This is a genomic window from Mycolicibacterium novocastrense, assembly GCF_001570485.1.
In the GTDB taxonomy this organism is placed as follows: domain Bacteria; phylum Actinomycetota; class Actinomycetes; order Mycobacteriales; family Mycobacteriaceae; genus Mycobacterium; species Mycobacterium novocastrense.
Genome location: NZ_BCTA01000016.1, coordinates 29,812 through 44,506, shown reverse-complemented (window position 1 = coordinate 44,506; position 14,695 = coordinate 29,812). Strand labels below are relative to the sequence as shown.

The window sequence follows — 14,695 nt, the reverse complement described above, 5'->3', positions numbered from 1 at the left end:
GGGCTGGATTCGACCAGCGTCTTGGTTAAGTCGTGTGCGGACCCCCGTCAAGCGCGCAGCCTGCAGAGTTACCCGTCAAACAGTCTACGAGAGTAACAGTTGGGGCCCCGTTGGCCCGCATCCCGCTGATCGTCCCCGCCTCACAGCGACCTCTCAGGCCGGGAACATACCGTGGAACCGATCTCGTTATATCCACTAATCAATAGCGTCAGGAGTTGAAATGGCACGGACCGGCCCGCGATATGAGGGAGACACCTGGGATCTCGCGTCGAGCGTCGGCGCGACCGCGACGATGGTCGCGGCGGCGCGGGCGATCGCCAGCACGGGTGACGGCGCGCTGATCTCCGATCCGTACGCCGAGCCGTTGGTGCGCGCCGTGGGCGTGGACTTCTTCACTCGACTAGCCGGCGGCGAGCTCACGCTCGAGGAGCTCGACGGCGACACCTCGGATGGGGCCACGGTCGGAATGGCCCGGATGACCGACAACATGGCGGTGCGGACGAAGTTCTTCGATGAGTTCTTCGAAGCCGCGGGTGTCGCGGGCGTCCGGCAGGCGGTGATCCTGGCGTCGGGGCTCGATGCGCGCGCATACCGGTTGGCCTGGCCGGCCGGCACGACGGTCTTCGAGATCGACCAGCCCGACGTCATCGCGTTCAAGAGCCAGGCAATGGCCGATCTCGGCGCCGAACCGACCGCACAGCGCAGGGCGGTGGCGATCGACCTTCGCTTCGACTGGCCGGCGGCGTTGCGGGCCGCCGGTTTCGACCCGGCCCTGCCGACCGCATGGAGCGCCGAGGGCCTGCTCGGCTATCTGCCGCCCGAAGCACAGGACAAGCTGCTCGACACCATCACCGAATTGAGCGCTCCCGGTAGCTGGGTGGCCGTCGAGAGCGGCCCCGCCAGTAGCGACCCGGACGATCGCGAGAAGGTGCTGGCCCGGATGCAGGAATCGGCCCAGCGGTGGCGCGAACACGGCTTCGAACTCGACTTCTCCGAACTCGTCTACATCGGTGACCGCAACGAGGCCGGTGCCTATGTCGAGAATCGGGGCTGGCGGCTGACTCGCCGAACCGTCGGCGATCTGCTGGCCGAGAACGGTCTGCCGCCGCTGCCCGAGGACGACGAGGCCGGCAGGTTCGGTGAGATGCAGTACATCAGCGGCATACTCGAGAAATGAGCCGAACGGATTCGGACAGCTGGGATCCGGCATCGAGCGTGGGTACCACGGCCACGATGGTCGCGGCCGCCCGCGCGATCGCCAGCCGCGAGGAGGACCCGCTCTTCGACGATCCGTACGCCGCACCGTTGGTGCGCGCGGTCGGCATCGACTTCTTCACGAGCCTGGTCGACGGCGGCATCGAAGGTGACGACATCGACGGCGCCGGGGCCGACTTCATGGCGCGGATGATCGCGGTGCGCACGCGGTTCTTCGATGATTTCTTCCTGACCTGCACCGGAGGCGGGATCCGGCAGGCGGTGATCCTGGCATCGGGATTGGACTCGCGGTCCTACCGGCTGCCGTGGCCCGATGGCACCGTCGTCTACGAGCTCGACCAGCCGCAGGTGATCGAGTTCAAGACCGCGACGATGTCCTCGCTGGGGGCGGCCCCTTCGGCCCAGCTGCGCACCATCGGTGTCGATCTGCGCGAGGACTGGCCGAAAGCGCTGCGCGACAACGGTTTCGATCCGACGCAACCGACCGCGTGGAGTGCGGAAGGACTGCTCGTCTACTTGCCGCCCGAAGCGCAGGACAAGCTGTTCGACGACATCGGCGCGCAGAGCGCACCGGGCAGCAGACTCGCCACCGAATACCACCCCGACGCCGCGGCGACAATCGGGGAACGCAGTAAGGCGATCAGCAAGCAGTGGGGCGAGAACGGCGTCCACCTCGACATCTCGCACCTGTTCTACGAGGGCGAGCGCCGCCACGTCGTGGAGTATCTGGCCGAACACGGGTGGGCGGTATCCACCAAGAGCCGCCCCGAGGCGTTCGCCGAGTACGGCCGAGTATTTCCCGACACCGAACTTCTTGCCCCGATGCGTGATTCGCTCGCGATCATCGCAACCCGCAACTGAGGAGCGCCAATGGCCCGCACCGACAACGACACCTGGGATCTTGCATCGAGCGTCGGCTCGACCGCGACGATGGTCGCAGCGCAGCGCGTCCTGAGCCACCGCGAGGGTCTGATCGACGACCCCTACGCCGAACCCCTGGTGCGCGCGGTCGGCCTCGACTTCTTCGTCCGGGCGCTCGACGGCGAGATATCACTGGACGCCATCGACCCCCGTTTCAACACCCGCCGCGCCGCCGAGGGAATGGCGGTGCGCACGCGCCATTTCGACCGGCTGTTCACCGACGCCGCGGCGGCAGGTGTCCGCCAGGCGGTGATCCTGGCCGCCGGACTCGACGCCCGCGCCTACCGTCTGGGGTGGCCGACGGGCACCACCGTTTTCGAACTCGACCAGCCCGAGGTGATCGCCTTCAAGAGTGACACCCTGGCGGCTTTGGGTGCCGAACCGAGCGCGGACCGGCACGTGGTGGCCATCGATTTGCGCGACGACTGGCCGAAGGCGCTGCGCGACAACGGTTTCGATCCGAGTCAACCGACCGCGTGGATCGCCGAGGGGCTGCTGATCTACCTGCCGCCCGAGGCTCAGGACCTGCTGTTCGACCGGATCGATGACCTGAGTGCGCCCGGTAGCCGGGTGGCCACCGAGCACATCCCCGACGTCAGCATGTTCTCCGACGTGCGGTCCCGGGAGATCGCCGAGAAGCTTCAGGCGTACGGACAAAACATCGAGATGGGCGAGCTCATCTACCACGGTGAGCGCAACGACGTGGTCGACTATCTGACCGACCGGGGATGGGACGTCACGACGCAGAAGATGCCGGATGCGTACGCCGCCAACGGTTTCACGTTCGACGAGGACAGCACGATCGGCTTGTTCAGCGATATGAGCTACCTGTCGGCGATCAAGCGCTGACCCGTTCGCTCAGAATCGGTAATCGCCGAACAACAGCGCGCTAACGCCACTGAGCGAGCGCTCCGTCTGGTCGGCCAACTGCACCATGGAGCGCCCGAGCAGTCCGACGACGGCGTCCGGTAGCGAGGCCGCCGGCTGCGAGGACGCCTTGGGCCGCAGCCGGTCCAGCAGCGACGAACCGGGATACGAGACGATGCGGACCTCGGCGTCGGTGTCCATCCCCGCGAGCACCTTGGCCCTCGTGATCGCGGCGCGTAGGCCGCCGAGGTGATCGACCAACCCGCGCTCGTGCGCGTCCGCGCCGGTCCACACCCGGCCGCGCGCAACGGCGTCGACGGCCTCGACGCTCATCCTGCGGCCCACGGCGACCCGCTCGATGAAATCGGTGTAGAGCAGGTCCGCCTCGGCTTCCACCTGTGCGCGCTGCTCGTCGGTGAACGGCTCGTTGAGCGACCACGCGTCGGCGTTGCGGTTGGTACGCACTGTTCCGGAGCCGACACCGATTCGGTCCTTGAGGTTGCGGGCCACCATCTTTCCCGCCATCACACCAATCGATCCGGTGATGGTGCCGGGGTTGGCAACGATCTCATCGGCGGCCATCGCGACGTAGTAGCCGCCCGATGCCGCGACCGCACCCATCGATGCGACCACCGGTTTGCCCTTGTCGCGGGCCCGATTGACCTCTCGCCAAACCGTTTCCGAGCCGGTGACCGTACCACCCGGGCTCTCGATGCGCAGCACGATCGCCGAAACGTCGTCGTCGGCGGCGGCTTCGCGAAGCGCCGCGGCGATCGTGTCGCCGCCCGCGCTCGAACTGCCCAGCGGCAGCGGCTGCGTGCCGCCGCGACCACTCACGATCGGCCCGTGCAGGGTCACCACGGCGATCGTCGCCTTCTTGCGTCCCGGGATGGACGGCATCGACAGAGCCGGGCGGTCCGCGGTCGCACGCGCATAACGCGACAGGAACAGCCGCGGTGGCGCGTTGTCGGCGTCCGGGTCCGCCCCCGGCTTGAAGCCCGGCGCGCCGACCAGTTCGGCCATGCGCGCATAGGCCTCGTCGCGGAAGCCGACATGGTCGATCAGCCTTGCGGCGAGGGCATCGTCGCGGAGCAATGGCGCCTTGTCGGCGAGGGCGTCGATCTCCGCAGGATCGAGGTGACGCGACTGCGCGACCGCCTCGAGCACCTGGGCGTGCAGGCTGTGGATCAACCGTTCGTCGGCCTCCCGATGAGCCTCGGTATAGCCGTCTTCGGTGAATCGGTTTGCCGCAGACTTGTATTCACCGCGCGCGATGTATTGCGCTTCGATCCCGATCTTGTCGAGGGCGCCGCGCAGGAACAGTGCGTTCGTCGCGAACCCCACCAAAGCCACGGTGCCCGCGGGCTGCATCCACACCTCGCGGAACGCCGATGCCAGGTAGTACGACAGCGTGCCGGGATAGGTCTCGGCCCACGCCAGTGACGGCTTGACTTCGCTGAACGCCGCGACGGCCGAACGCAGTTCCTGTACCGGGCCCGGCGACGTGGCAGGCAGCTGCACCCGGGCGACCAGCCCGGCGACCCGGTCGTCCTCAGCCGCCCGGTGGATCGCTGCGACGGCCTCCCTCAGCAACAGCGGGCGGCCCGTCCCAGAGATCAATGCGAGCGGGTCGAACCCACCGGTCTCATTCGGCACCGACGTCAGATCGAGTTCGAGCACGCACCCGTTCGGGACACCGTTGTGGCGGGCGGTGTCGATGCGCCGGGCCAGCGCGCGCACGTCGTCGAGACCGGGAAGTCCGGACATGCCGGGCAGGAAAGCGGACATGGTTCGAGCGTACCCACGCCGGTGAGAACCGTGAGTTCGCGGCCTTCGGCGCCCAACAACCGTTTCGTCACGTCGATGGGCGGTGAGCCAGCAACTCCCCGAACAACGAAGGGCTGCATGGGCTCTCATTGTGAGCCGGGGTGGTGCTGCGTCGACTCCAAAGATGTCCGGTCAGCGGCCCATGAAGCGGCCGTGCTGCGGGCAGTAGACGGCGACCGCCGCACGCATCAGCCCCGCGGCCTGCCCGCGATCCATCCCGCTGCCGGCAAGGCGGTTGACCACCCCGCGTACGACAGGAACCGGGTTGGCGCTGCCCTCGAGCCCCGCGGTGAGCATGTCGCAGATACCCCGTCCCAACGCCGGCAGGTCCGTTTCGCCCAGCGGAATCTGCAAAGCCTCGACCTGATCGGCGAACTTCGCATCGTTGTCCTGGGCATGGGCGGTCGCCGTGGCGCCGAACAAAGCGATACCGGCGGCCCCAACGACGGCGGTGAGCCGGCGGAGGTAGGTCATATCTGCTCCTGATGTGTCACGCCTACGCACCATATCGGCGGACGGCGCGTGGCGTTACCACCGCCCAACACAGAAGCCCCCACCTTCACGGCAGGGGCTTCCGGTCGCTTGGGGTTTACAGCTCGGTCGCCGAGCCGCCCGCGGAGGTGATCTTTTCGCGAGCACTGCCGCTGAACTTGTGCGCGGTGACGTTCACCTTCACGGTGAGCTTACCGTCGCCGAGCACCTTCACCAGCGCGTTCTTGCGCACCGCACCCGCGGCCACCAGCTCGTCCACACCGACGTCGCCGCCCTTGGGGAAAAGCTTGTTGATGTCGCCGACATTGACGACCTCGTACTCGGTGCGGAACCGGTTGCGGAAACCCTTGAGTTTCGGCAGCCGCATGTGGATCGGCATCTGGCCGCCCTCGAACGTCGCAGGGACGTTCTTACGGGCCTTCGTGCCCTTGGTGCCGCGACCCGCGGTCTTACCCTTCGAACCCTCACCGCGACCCACGCGGGTCTTGGCGGTCTTCGAACCGGGTGCGGGTTTCAGGTCATGCAGTTTGATAACGCTCATCTGACTTCCTCCACCTCTACGAGGTGATGCACGGTCTTGATCAACCCGCGCGTTTGCGCGTTGTCCTCACGGACGACCGACTGGCGAATCTTGCGCAGCCCCAACGACCGCAGGCTCTCCCGCTGCTTCCAGCGCGCACCGATGGTGCTGCGCACCTGGGTGATCCTCAGCTCTGCCATGATTTACGACCCTTCACGCGCAGCCGACGCGGCAAGCGCCTCGGCCTCCCGGCGCGCCCGCAGCATGCCCGCAGGCGCCACGTCTTCGATGGGCAGCCCGCGTCGGGCCGCGACCTCTTCGGGGCGCTGCAGCAGCTTGAGCGCGGCGACGGTGGCGTGCACCACGTTGATCGCGTTGTCGCTGCCCAGCGACTTGGCCAGGATGTCGTGCACGCCGGCGCATTCCAGCACCGCGCGAGCCGCACCGCCGGCGATCACACCCGTACCGGGGCTGGCCGGACGCAACATCACCACACCGGCGGCGGCTTCGCCCTGCACCGGGTGGGTGATGGTGCCGCCGATCAGCGGAACCCGGAAGAAATTCTTGCGTGCCTCTTCGACGCCCTTGGCGATGGCGGCGGGAACTTCCTTGGCCTTGCCGTATCCGACGCCGACCATGCCCTTGCCGTCACCGACGATCACCAGCGCGGTGAAGCTGAACCGGCGGCCGCCCTTGACCACCTTGGAGACACGGTTGATCGAGACGACCCGCTCGAGGTAGTTGCTCTTGTCGCCGCCGTCGCGGCCACGACCGCCACGATCGTCGCGGCGGCCACGTCCGTCGCGGTCGCCCCGCGACCCGCGGCCGTCCTGGGGGCCGCCGGCTGTTGCCTGTTCGGCCATCATGCAGTCCTTCCCATTGTGTTGAAGTCAGTCATCAGAATTTCAACCCGCCTTCGCGCGCCGCATCGGCCAGCGCCGCGATCCGTCCACCGTAGGTGTAGCCACCGCGGTCGAACACGACCTTGTCGATCCCTGCGGCCTTCGCGCGCTCGGCGATCAGTTGACCGACCCGCACGCTGTGGGCTTTCTTGTCACCGTCGACCGCCCGCACGTCGGCCTCGATGGAGGATGCCGCTGCCAGCGTCGTCCCTTCCAGGTCGTTCACCAGCTGCACATGGATGTGCCGCGAGGAACGGTTGACCACCAACCGCGGCACCTCTGCCGTGCCCGAGATCTTCTTACGCAACCGAGCGTGCCGACGCAGTCGCGCCGCCCGCCGGGTCTGCGAGATGTTCTGGCCCACGGGCTTGCGCGTCGGCGCTGCCGAATTTGTTGTCGAAGCCATTTACTTACCTGTCTTTCCGACCTTGCGGCGGATCTGCTCGCCCTCGTAGCGGATGCCCTTGCCCTTGTAGGGATCGCTCTTACGCAGGCGGCGGATGTTCGCCGCAACCTGGCCGACCTTCTGCTTGTCGATGCCGGAGATCGAGAACTTCGTCGGTGTCTCCACCGCGAACGTCACCCCTTCGGGGGCGGTGATCGTCACCGGGTGGCTGTAGCCCAACGCGAACTCGAGGTTGGAACCCTTGAGCTGCACGCGGTAGCCGACACCGAAGATCTCCATCTTGGTGGTGTAACCCTCGGTGACGCCGGTGATCAGGTTCGCCACCAGGGTGCGTGACAGACCGTGCAGCGAACGGCTGCGCCGCTCGTCGTCGGGGCGCGTCACCACGATGGCGCCGTCGTCGTCACGGGCGATTCGGATCGGGTCGGCCACCGCCAATTCCAGAGAGCCCTTGGGCCCCTTGACCGACACGTTCTGCCCGTCGATCGACACATCGACCCCGCTGGGGACCGGGACCGGCTGCTTTCCAATACGCGACATTTGAGCTCTACTCCTTCTCGCCTACCACACGTACGCGAGGACTTCGCCGCCCACGCCCTCTTGGGCTGCCTGGCGGTCGGTCCGCAGGCCCGACGACGTGGAGATGATCGCCACGCCGAGGCCGCCGAGAACCCGCGGCAGGTTGGTGGATTTCGCGTACACCCGCAGACCGGGCTTGGACACGCGGCGCAGACCGGCGATGCTTCGCTCCCGGCTTGGGCCGTACTTCAGTTGCACGACAAGCGACTTGCCGACCCGCGCGTCCTCGGTGCGGTAGTCGGCGATGTAGCCCTCTTTCTTCAAGATCTCGGCGATGTTGGCCTTGAGCTTGGAATGAGGCAGTGTCACCTCGTCGTGGTACGCCGAATTGGCGTTGCGCAGACGGGTCAAGAAGTCTGCGATCGGGTCCGTCATAGTCATCGAGCGCTGCTCCTCTTCGTCGCTGCGCTCCGCATCGTCGTCATCGCGGTCATGACAGCGGGTTCACCTTTCTCGCGGTGGTTCCCGGTATCCGGGCCTGCCGCAACCTGTTTGGTTGGACTGGTCGGGGCTGGATTACCAGCTGCTCTTCTGCACACCGGGCAGTTCGCCCGCATGTGCCATCTCGCGCAGGCAGATCCGGCACAAACCGAACTTGCGGAAGACGGCGTGCGGCCGCCCGCACCGCTGGCAGCGGGTGTAGGCGCGCACCTTGAACTTCGGCTTCTTGTTGGCCTTGTTGACCAGTGCCTTCTTTGCCATTACTCAGTTCTCCTTGAACGGAAAGCCCAGCGCCCGCAGCAGCGCTCGTCCTTCGTCGTCGTTCGTCGCCGAGGTGACGACGGTGATGTCCATGCCACGGGGGCGGTCGATGGAGTCGACATCGATCTCGTGGAACACCGACTGCTCGGTGAGTCCGAAGGTGTAGTTGCCGGTGCCGTCGAACTGCTTGGGCGACAGGCCGCGGAAGTCGCGGATACGCGGCAGCGCGATCGAGATCAACCGGTCGAGGAACTCCCACATCCGGTCACCGCGCAGCGTGACGCGAGCGCCGATCGGCATGCCTTCGCGAAGCTTGAACTGCGCGATGGACTTACGCGCCCGGCGGATCTCCGGCTTCTGGCCGGTGATCAGTGCGAGATCGTTGACCGCGCCGTTGATCAGCTTCGCGTCACGAGCGGCGTCGCCGACGCCCATGTTGACGACGACCTTGACCACGCCGGGGATCTGCATGACGTTCGCGTAGCCGAACTCCTTGGACAGCGCGTCGCGGATCTCTTCGCGGTAGCGCTGCTTGAGGCGCGGGAGGGTCTTTGCGGTGTTTTCGACGGTGGTCATGTCAGTTGATGTCCTTGCCGTTGGTCTTGGCGATGCGGACCTTCTTGCCGGTCTCCTCGTCAACCCGGTAGGTGATGCGGGTGGGCTTGCCGTCGGAGTCGACGACCATCACGTTCGAGACGTCGATCGGCGCCTCCTGGGTGACGATGCCGCCGGACTGTGCGCCGCGCTCGTTGCTCGACACCGCCGTGTGCTTCTTGATCCGGTTGACGCCCTCGACGAGCACCTTGTTGCGGGCGGGGTAGGCGACCAGCACCTTGCCCTTGGCGCCCTTGTCCTTGCCGGAGATGACCAGCACGGTGTCGCCCTTGTGGACCTTCATCTACAACACCTCCGGAGCAAGCGAGACGATCTTCATGAAGCGCTTCTCGCGCAGTTCACGGCCGACGGGGCCGAAGATGCGGGTACCACGCGGGTCGTTGTCGGGCTTGATGATGACGGCAGCGTTCTCGTCGAATTTGATGTAGCTGCCGTCGGCGCGACGGCGCTCCTTGACGGTCCGCACGATGACGGCCTTCACGATCTCGCCACGCTTGACGTTGCCGCCGGGAATGGCTTCCTTGACGGTCGCCACGATGACATCGCCGATGCCGGCATAGCGCCGCGACGAGCCGCCGAGCACGCGGATGCACAGGATCTCCCTGGCGCCCGTGTTGTCGGCGACCTTGAGCCGCGATTCCTGCTGAATCACTCGATCTCCTCGACCTGGTTTTTGTATGCACGCCAGATACCGACCTGGACGTGCGCGGTCTTGCTGTCACCGAAGGGCACGCGGGGTTTTCTCGAAGAGAACCGAGGTCTGCCCAAGGCAACCGCCTGATTCTATGGGAGGACCTGCAGGAAGCCAAATCGCCGCTGATCACGCACCCCCTGCACCGCGAGCGGGCGTGTCTGTCGACGACACACCGCGGATCCTCGACACTTCATGCACGCTCGCTGGGCTCCGAGCGACCGCAAAGCCCACGAACCTCGCGCGCAGGCGAGCGATCAGGGAATGACGATGCCGAACTCGCCCAGCAGCGGCGAGGCCAGCGGGTCGAAGCCCGGCGTCTGAGCAGGAGCTTGGACGTGCACCGCCACCAGGTAGTCGCCGGTGCTCGTCGGGATGTGGGCGATCCTGTCGCCGAACTCCACCGCGGATCCCGGGGCGTCCGCCCACGATCCGAGCAGCTTCTGACCGCTGTAGCCGCACAGTTCGGCCGGAAGCACGCTCAGCGTGCTGATGTCGGACGCCGCCACGGCGTCGTCGGCATAGCGTTCGAACGCTTCGGCCGGCGGTAGCGCCGTCTTGGCGATGGTGACCGTCGCCCACATTTGATCCGGTCCGGTCAGCCGCAGCCCGACATCGCCCTGCCCGGCCGTCGTTGACCAGCCCGCCGGTAGCGCCACCGTGATCGTGGGCGCCGCCGGATCGGGCACCGCGGCCGACACCTGCTCGGAAGGCGGGCCCGACAAGGTGCAACCGCCGCCGGGCGCCGACGGTGGCGGGGTCGGCACGATGCCGGGCAGGGCGGTATCGACATCCGGGTCCGAGGGCATGGTCGACGACGGCGTCGTGGTGGCGGTGATCGTCGTGTCGGAGACCGCGGCCTCTTCTGCGATGGGGACGCCTTCGCTGTTGTCGACGCACGCGGTCAGCAGGCACGTCAGCGCGATCGCCTGTCCCACCGCGTACTTCATGATCCCGTCCCGCCTCGGCCCCTTGGTGGCTTTCGTCCTTTTACTCAGTCTTTCGCGAATGCCCGCGCGAACTCCCTTTCCAGGTCCAGATACGGCTTGCCCGAGACGTCGATGTTCACCGCAACGATGGTGCCACCGGTGAACGCGAACGGCGGCTTGTACGAACGCGAAACCGGCGAGCCGGCGTTCCTGCCGATACTCAGACTCGCACCGGCGAGCCCGAACGTTCCCGGGTGGACCCGCATTCCACTGAATGTCGCGACCTGCTGATCGTCGATGTACAAAGCGGCGTCTCCGATAGGGGTATGGCTGCCTTCGGCAGTCCCGGTCCGCACATACGCGACCCCGAACGAGTGCCGCCCCGACGGAACCGCCTCCGATGACGACATCCGCTGTTCCTCTTCGCCCAGGAAGTTGTATACGTAGTGCAGCCGCCCGTCCTGGACGAACATCGCGTGGCCGCCGTGCGCGCCACCGTGCTTGAAGATCACGCCTTGAGCCCCTGACGTGTCGATCACCATCTCGGCCATGGCGGCGAAGGATCGTCCTTGTATCTCGACCGCCGCTCCCATGCCGACGTCGGCTGTGCCCGGGTAGTAGCGGTACGACTCACGCCGGCCCGCCAGACTCGGCCGCCACCGGGAGATCGTGTCGAAGATGTTCAGGTCGCCAAGCGGCAACCCGTTGTACTTATCGGCCTCGGCGAACCACAGTTTCTTGAGTTCTTCGAGTTTGTCGGGGTTTTCGACAGCCAGATCGTGGCACTGGCTGCGGTCGGCTTCGATGTGGAACAACTCCCAGCGGTCGCTGTCGAAATGTGACCAACCAGCCGGGGACGCGGCGTGCACGGTGTTGGCGAACCAGCCGTCATGCCAGATCCCCCGGGTTCCGAGCATCGTGTAGAACTGCGTGTGCTTGTCGGTTGTCGCCGGCGAATCCCTCAGCACAGCTTCGAAACTCACGCCGTCCAGCGGCTTCTGCGGCACTCCCCTGACCGTCTCGGGCGGGTTGATCCCGAGGAGCTGATAGATCGTCGGTGTGACGTCGCAGACGTTGATGTAGCTGTCTCGCACCTCGCCGTGTGCGCCAATCCCCTTGGGCCAGGAGATGATTGCGGGATCCGCGATCCCTCCTTCGTGCGATGCGTACCGCTTGAAGAGTTTGTACGGGGCGTTGAACGCCATCGCCCAGCCGGTCGGATAGTGGTTGTAGGTCTCCGGCCCACCGAGGTTGTCGAGAAGACGCAGTCCGTCCTCGACGGTGTCGATGTATCCGTTGAAGAACTTGACCTCGTTCACCGAACCGTTCGGGCCCCCTTCACCGCTCGCGCCGTTGTCGGAGATGACGACGATGATCGTGTTGTCGAGCTGGCCCGACTCCTCCAGATAGTCGAGGATGCGACCGATCTGCGCGTCGGTGTAGGACAGAAATCCGGCGAACACTTCGGCCATGCGCGAGAACAGGCGCTTCTCGTCGTCCCCGAGCTCATTCCACGGTCGCACCGTGTCCTGCGTCGGCCACGGTTCACCGTTGGGCCCCTTGACATCTGCATACGGATTCATCGGCGACAGCTCGGTGTCGGGGGGAACGATACCGAGCTTCTTCTGGTTCTCCAGGACGATCTCGCGGTACCGCTCGTAGCCCATGTCGAATTTGCCGGCGTAACGGTCGGCCCATTCGGCGAAGATGTGATGTGGGGCGTGCCCGGCTCCTGGGCAGACGTAGGAGAACCACGGCTTGTCTGGCGCGATGACCTTCGCATCGCGGATGAACTCGATAGTCTTGTCCGCCAGGTCCTTTGACAGGTGGTATCCCTCTTCGGGCGCCGCAGGCGGCGCGACGGGGTGGTTGTCGTAGATCAATTCCGGATACCACTGGTCGGTTTCGCCACCCATGAAGCCGTAGAACCGCTCGAAACCGCGCGACAGAGGCCAATGCCGTTTGGTAGAAGCCAGATTGGACTCCTCGAGCGGCGTCAGATGCCACTTGCCGACGCAGTAGGTGTTGTATCCGCGTTCGGCCAGCACCTCGGACAACAGCGCAGTGTCGAACGGGATCCGCCCGTTGCAGCCCGGGAAGCCCTCGGTGAACTCCTCGATGGTCGCCATGCCGACCGTCGTCGGGTTGCGGCCGGTCAACAGCGAGGCCCTGGTCGGCGAGCAGAGCGCGGTGGTGTGGAACTGCGACAGCCGAACGCCGCGTTCGGCTATTCGGCTCATCGTGGGCATCTCGACGAGGCCGCCGAAGCAGTCCCATGTGGCGATACCGATGTCGTCCCAGACGAGGTAGAGCACATTGGGGGCGCCTTCGGGGGCGGTCGGTGCGGCGTACGGCCCCCAGTCCGGTTCGGAGTCTCGGATGTCGAGTTCGATCTTGCCGTTGAATTCGGTTGCCATACCCCGCCTGTCCGGTGTCGCGTCGCAGTTTGGCCCGGAGATTACACCCGGGGTATCTCGATTGGCTGACGATTCGACGACGACGCCGTCACCGCTCGCCTGGTCAGGCGCCACTGAACGATTCCGAGAGGAACCGTCCACCCCAGCCATCCACCCACTCCCGCGGCGAACCACTGGAGGTGCTCGTCGCTGCCGCGAAAAAGCCTGTCCTGCAAGGGGTGAAGGGACAGATAGATGACGGGCGTCCAGATCCGGTTGGTGATGACCGACAGCGCCAGCACCGCGCTGCGCACCATGTCGCGGCGGTGATCCGAGATGCGCCGCCTCCGGGCCGCGGCGTAGCCCCTCGCGGTGAACCACAGCCACAGAGCACCCAACGTCACGTTGCTGACAGCGAGGAGCGGCCCGAAGGGAGTGACCGCCCCGATCACTATCGCCGATGCGGCGGCCGGAAGCGCACAGACGACGTAGACGCGACCGCAGCGGCGGTGCAACGCGGGGTGGCGGATACGAAGCCGGGGCCAAAGCTGCACCACTGCGGTGACCATGGCCACGCTCGCGAACATCACATGGGACACCAACAACGGGTAGTGCAACGGAAAAGTCGCGGGCACCCGTGTGCCACCGGCGAGATACGGCGGCACCGAGAAGCCCAGGAAAAGCGCAACGACGACCGCGAGTGCGAGCGCAGGCCGCGGAGAAGACCGGCGCGATGCGTATGTCATACGCATATAGCGTACGGCATACGCCCTCGATGTCCAGTGGCTAGGCTGAGGACCGATGAGCGAATCCCTCCCGCGCGCCCTGGAGCTCCTGTGGCAAGAGCCGAGCGAGCTGGCACGGTCGAGTGGGCTCAACCGGGAGCGCATCGTGCGGGCAGCCGTCGAACTGGCCGACGCCGAAGGTCTGCCCGCACTGTCCATGGCCCGACTGGCCGAGCGTCTGGGCTGCGGCACGATGTCGCTGTACCGGCATGTCGCGAACAAGGATGAGCTCGTGATCTTCATGTCGGCCGCCGCCGTCGGCCGTCCGCCAACCGGAGAGTCCACCAATTGGGCTGAGGCACTTACGGATTGGGCAGAGGCGCTGTGGGCGGTCTACCACCGACATCCATGGGTGTTGCAAGCCGTGTCCGCCGGGCCGCCGGCCGATCCGGGCCAGGTGGCGTGGTTGGACGCGGGGCTGGCCGCGCTGGCCGACACCGGGCTCACCGAGCGCGGGAAACTCGCGGCGGTCATGGCGGTTCTGCACTTCGTGCGCGGCGCAGCGGCAGTGGACATCGAGGCGGATCGTTTCGGTTGGTCGGACTATCCGGCGCTTCTCCGGCGGCTGCTCGACCCGGAAAGGTTCCCCGCGCTCGCCACGGCGTTACGAGAGGGCGTCTTCGACCGCACCGACAACGACCCGTACACCGACTTCCGCTCCGGGTTGAGCCAACTGCTCGATGGCATCGCCACCAGGATCGGTTAGCGCACCGGTCGACGACCAAAGGCGCGTTGCGCAACGGATTTCGAACCACACAGTCGCGCGTTGGCGACGCCATCACCTCGGTGAATGTTCGACCCTCACGTGCAGATCAGCCAATTCGTATACCGTTCGCCTCGTGACTCGT

19 protein-coding genes are annotated in these 14,695 nt (G+C 66.2%); 4 read left to right on the top strand and 15 right to left on the bottom strand.

Features of this window, described 5'->3' with window-relative positions:
• The first annotated feature begins 220 nt into the window (after nt 1–220).
• The 3 genes from RMCN_RS04665 to RMCN_RS04655 are packed head-to-tail and all read left to right on the top strand — an operon-like array spanning nt 221 to nt 2,985.
• On the top strand, nt 221–1,177 hold the full coding sequence (locus RMCN_RS04665) for a class I SAM-dependent methyltransferase (protein ID WP_067387631.1): 957 nt from the start codon (nt 221–223) through the stop codon (nt 1,175–1,177).
• Nucleotides 1,174–2,076, top strand: coding sequence for a class I SAM-dependent methyltransferase (locus RMCN_RS04660; RefSeq protein ID WP_067387630.1), 903 nt, complete (start codon nt 1,174–1,176; stop codon nt 2,074–2,076). Before RMCN_RS04665 ends, RMCN_RS04660 begins: the two co-directional genes overlap by 4 nt.
• Before the next feature lie 9 nt (nt 2,077–2,085).
• On the top strand, nt 2,086–2,985 hold the full coding sequence (locus RMCN_RS04655) for a class I SAM-dependent methyltransferase (RefSeq protein ID WP_067387629.1): 900 nt from the start codon (nt 2,086–2,088) through the stop codon (nt 2,983–2,985).
• Between the two features lie 9 nt (nt 2,986–2,994).
• Here the strand turns inward: RMCN_RS04655 and sppA are convergent, their stop codons facing one another.
• From sppA to RMCN_RS04580, 15 genes are all read right to left on the bottom strand, one after another.
• The gene (gene sppA, locus RMCN_RS04650) at nt 2,995–4,791 is read right to left on the bottom strand and encodes a signal peptide peptidase SppA (protein ID WP_067387628.1); all 1,797 of its coding nucleotides are present in this window, start codon (nt 4,789–4,791) and stop codon (nt 2,995–2,997) included.
• Nucleotides 4,792–4,962: 171 nt separating this feature from the next.
• Nucleotides 4,963–5,304: a DUF732 domain-containing protein gene (locus RMCN_RS04645; protein WP_067387627.1), complete on the bottom strand. Its 342-nt coding sequence runs from the start codon at nt 5,302–5,304 to the stop codon at nt 4,963–4,965.
• Between the two features lie 115 nt (nt 5,305–5,419).
• The gene (gene rplO / locus RMCN_RS04640; RefSeq protein WP_064415529.1) at nt 5,420–5,863 is read right to left on the bottom strand and encodes a 50S ribosomal protein L15; all 444 of its coding nucleotides are present in this window, start codon (nt 5,861–5,863) and stop codon (nt 5,420–5,422) included.
• Complete coding sequence (gene rpmD / locus RMCN_RS04635; RefSeq protein ID WP_064415528.1) at nt 5,860–6,042, bottom strand: 50S ribosomal protein L30; 183 nt, start codon at nt 6,040–6,042, stop codon at nt 5,860–5,862. The genes rplO and rpmD overlap by 4 nt, the downstream gene beginning before the upstream one ends.
• Nucleotides 6,043–6,045: 3 nt before the next feature.
• Nucleotides 6,046–6,705 carry a 30S ribosomal protein S5 gene (gene rpsE / locus RMCN_RS04630; RefSeq protein ID WP_090340020.1) on the bottom strand — a complete coding sequence of 220 codons (660 nt, stop codon included), beginning with the start codon at nt 6,703–6,705 and terminating at the stop codon, nt 6,046–6,048.
• A gap of 34 nt (nt 6,706–6,739) precedes the next feature.
• Nucleotides 6,740–7,150, bottom strand: coding sequence for a 50S ribosomal protein L18 (gene rplR, locus RMCN_RS04625; protein ID WP_064415526.1), 411 nt, complete (start codon nt 7,148–7,150; stop codon nt 6,740–6,742).
• Nucleotides 7,151–7,690 carry a 50S ribosomal protein L6 gene (rplF, locus tag RMCN_RS04620; protein WP_064415525.1) on the bottom strand — a complete coding sequence of 180 codons (540 nt, stop codon included), beginning with the start codon at nt 7,688–7,690 and terminating at the stop codon, nt 7,151–7,153. It abuts the gene before it with no gap.
• A gap of 21 nt (nt 7,691–7,711) precedes the next feature.
• Entirely contained in the window at nt 7,712–8,110 is a 399-nt protein-coding gene (rpsH, locus tag RMCN_RS04615; RefSeq protein WP_064345607.1) for a 30S ribosomal protein S8, read from the bottom strand.
• Nucleotides 8,111–8,245: 135 nt separating this feature from the next.
• Nucleotides 8,246–8,431, bottom strand: coding sequence for a type Z 30S ribosomal protein S14 (locus RMCN_RS04610; RefSeq protein ID WP_059101363.1), 186 nt, complete (start codon nt 8,429–8,431; stop codon nt 8,246–8,248).
• A 3-nt stretch (nt 8,432–8,434) separates the two neighbouring features.
• Nucleotides 8,435–9,007: a 50S ribosomal protein L5 gene (gene rplE / locus RMCN_RS04605; RefSeq protein ID WP_064345606.1), complete on the bottom strand. Its 573-nt coding sequence runs from the start codon at nt 9,005–9,007 to the stop codon at nt 8,435–8,437.
• Between the two features lies 1 nt (nt 9,008).
• Entirely contained in the window at nt 9,009–9,329 is a 321-nt protein-coding gene (gene rplX, locus RMCN_RS04600) for a 50S ribosomal protein L24 (RefSeq protein ID WP_064345605.1), read from the bottom strand.
• Nucleotides 9,330–9,698 carry a 50S ribosomal protein L14 gene (rplN, locus tag RMCN_RS04595; RefSeq protein WP_064345604.1) on the bottom strand — a complete coding sequence of 123 codons (369 nt, stop codon included), beginning with the start codon at nt 9,696–9,698 and terminating at the stop codon, nt 9,330–9,332. It lies immediately after the preceding gene.
• A 296-nt stretch (nt 9,699–9,994) separates the two neighbouring features.
• Nucleotides 9,995–10,687 carry a hypothetical protein gene (locus RMCN_RS04590; protein ID WP_067387626.1) on the bottom strand — a complete coding sequence of 231 codons (693 nt, stop codon included), beginning with the start codon at nt 10,685–10,687 and terminating at the stop codon, nt 9,995–9,997.
• A gap of 44 nt (nt 10,688–10,731) precedes the next feature.
• Complete coding sequence (locus RMCN_RS04585) at nt 10,732–13,083, bottom strand: arylsulfatase (protein WP_067387625.1); 2,352 nt, start codon at nt 13,081–13,083, stop codon at nt 10,732–10,734.
• Between the two features lie 41 nt (nt 13,084–13,124).
• Nucleotides 13,125–13,808 (bottom strand): DUF2306 domain-containing protein, encoded by a 684-nt coding sequence (locus RMCN_RS04580; RefSeq protein WP_067387624.1) that lies wholly within the window; start codon nt 13,806–13,808, stop codon nt 13,125–13,127.
• Between the two features lie 55 nt (nt 13,809–13,863).
• Between RMCN_RS04580 and RMCN_RS04575 the strand changes: the two genes are divergently transcribed.
• Nucleotides 13,864–14,553: a TetR/AcrR family transcriptional regulator gene (locus RMCN_RS04575; protein WP_067387623.1), complete on the top strand. Its 690-nt coding sequence runs from the start codon at nt 13,864–13,866 to the stop codon at nt 14,551–14,553.
• Nucleotides 14,554–14,695 lie beyond the last annotated feature (142 nt).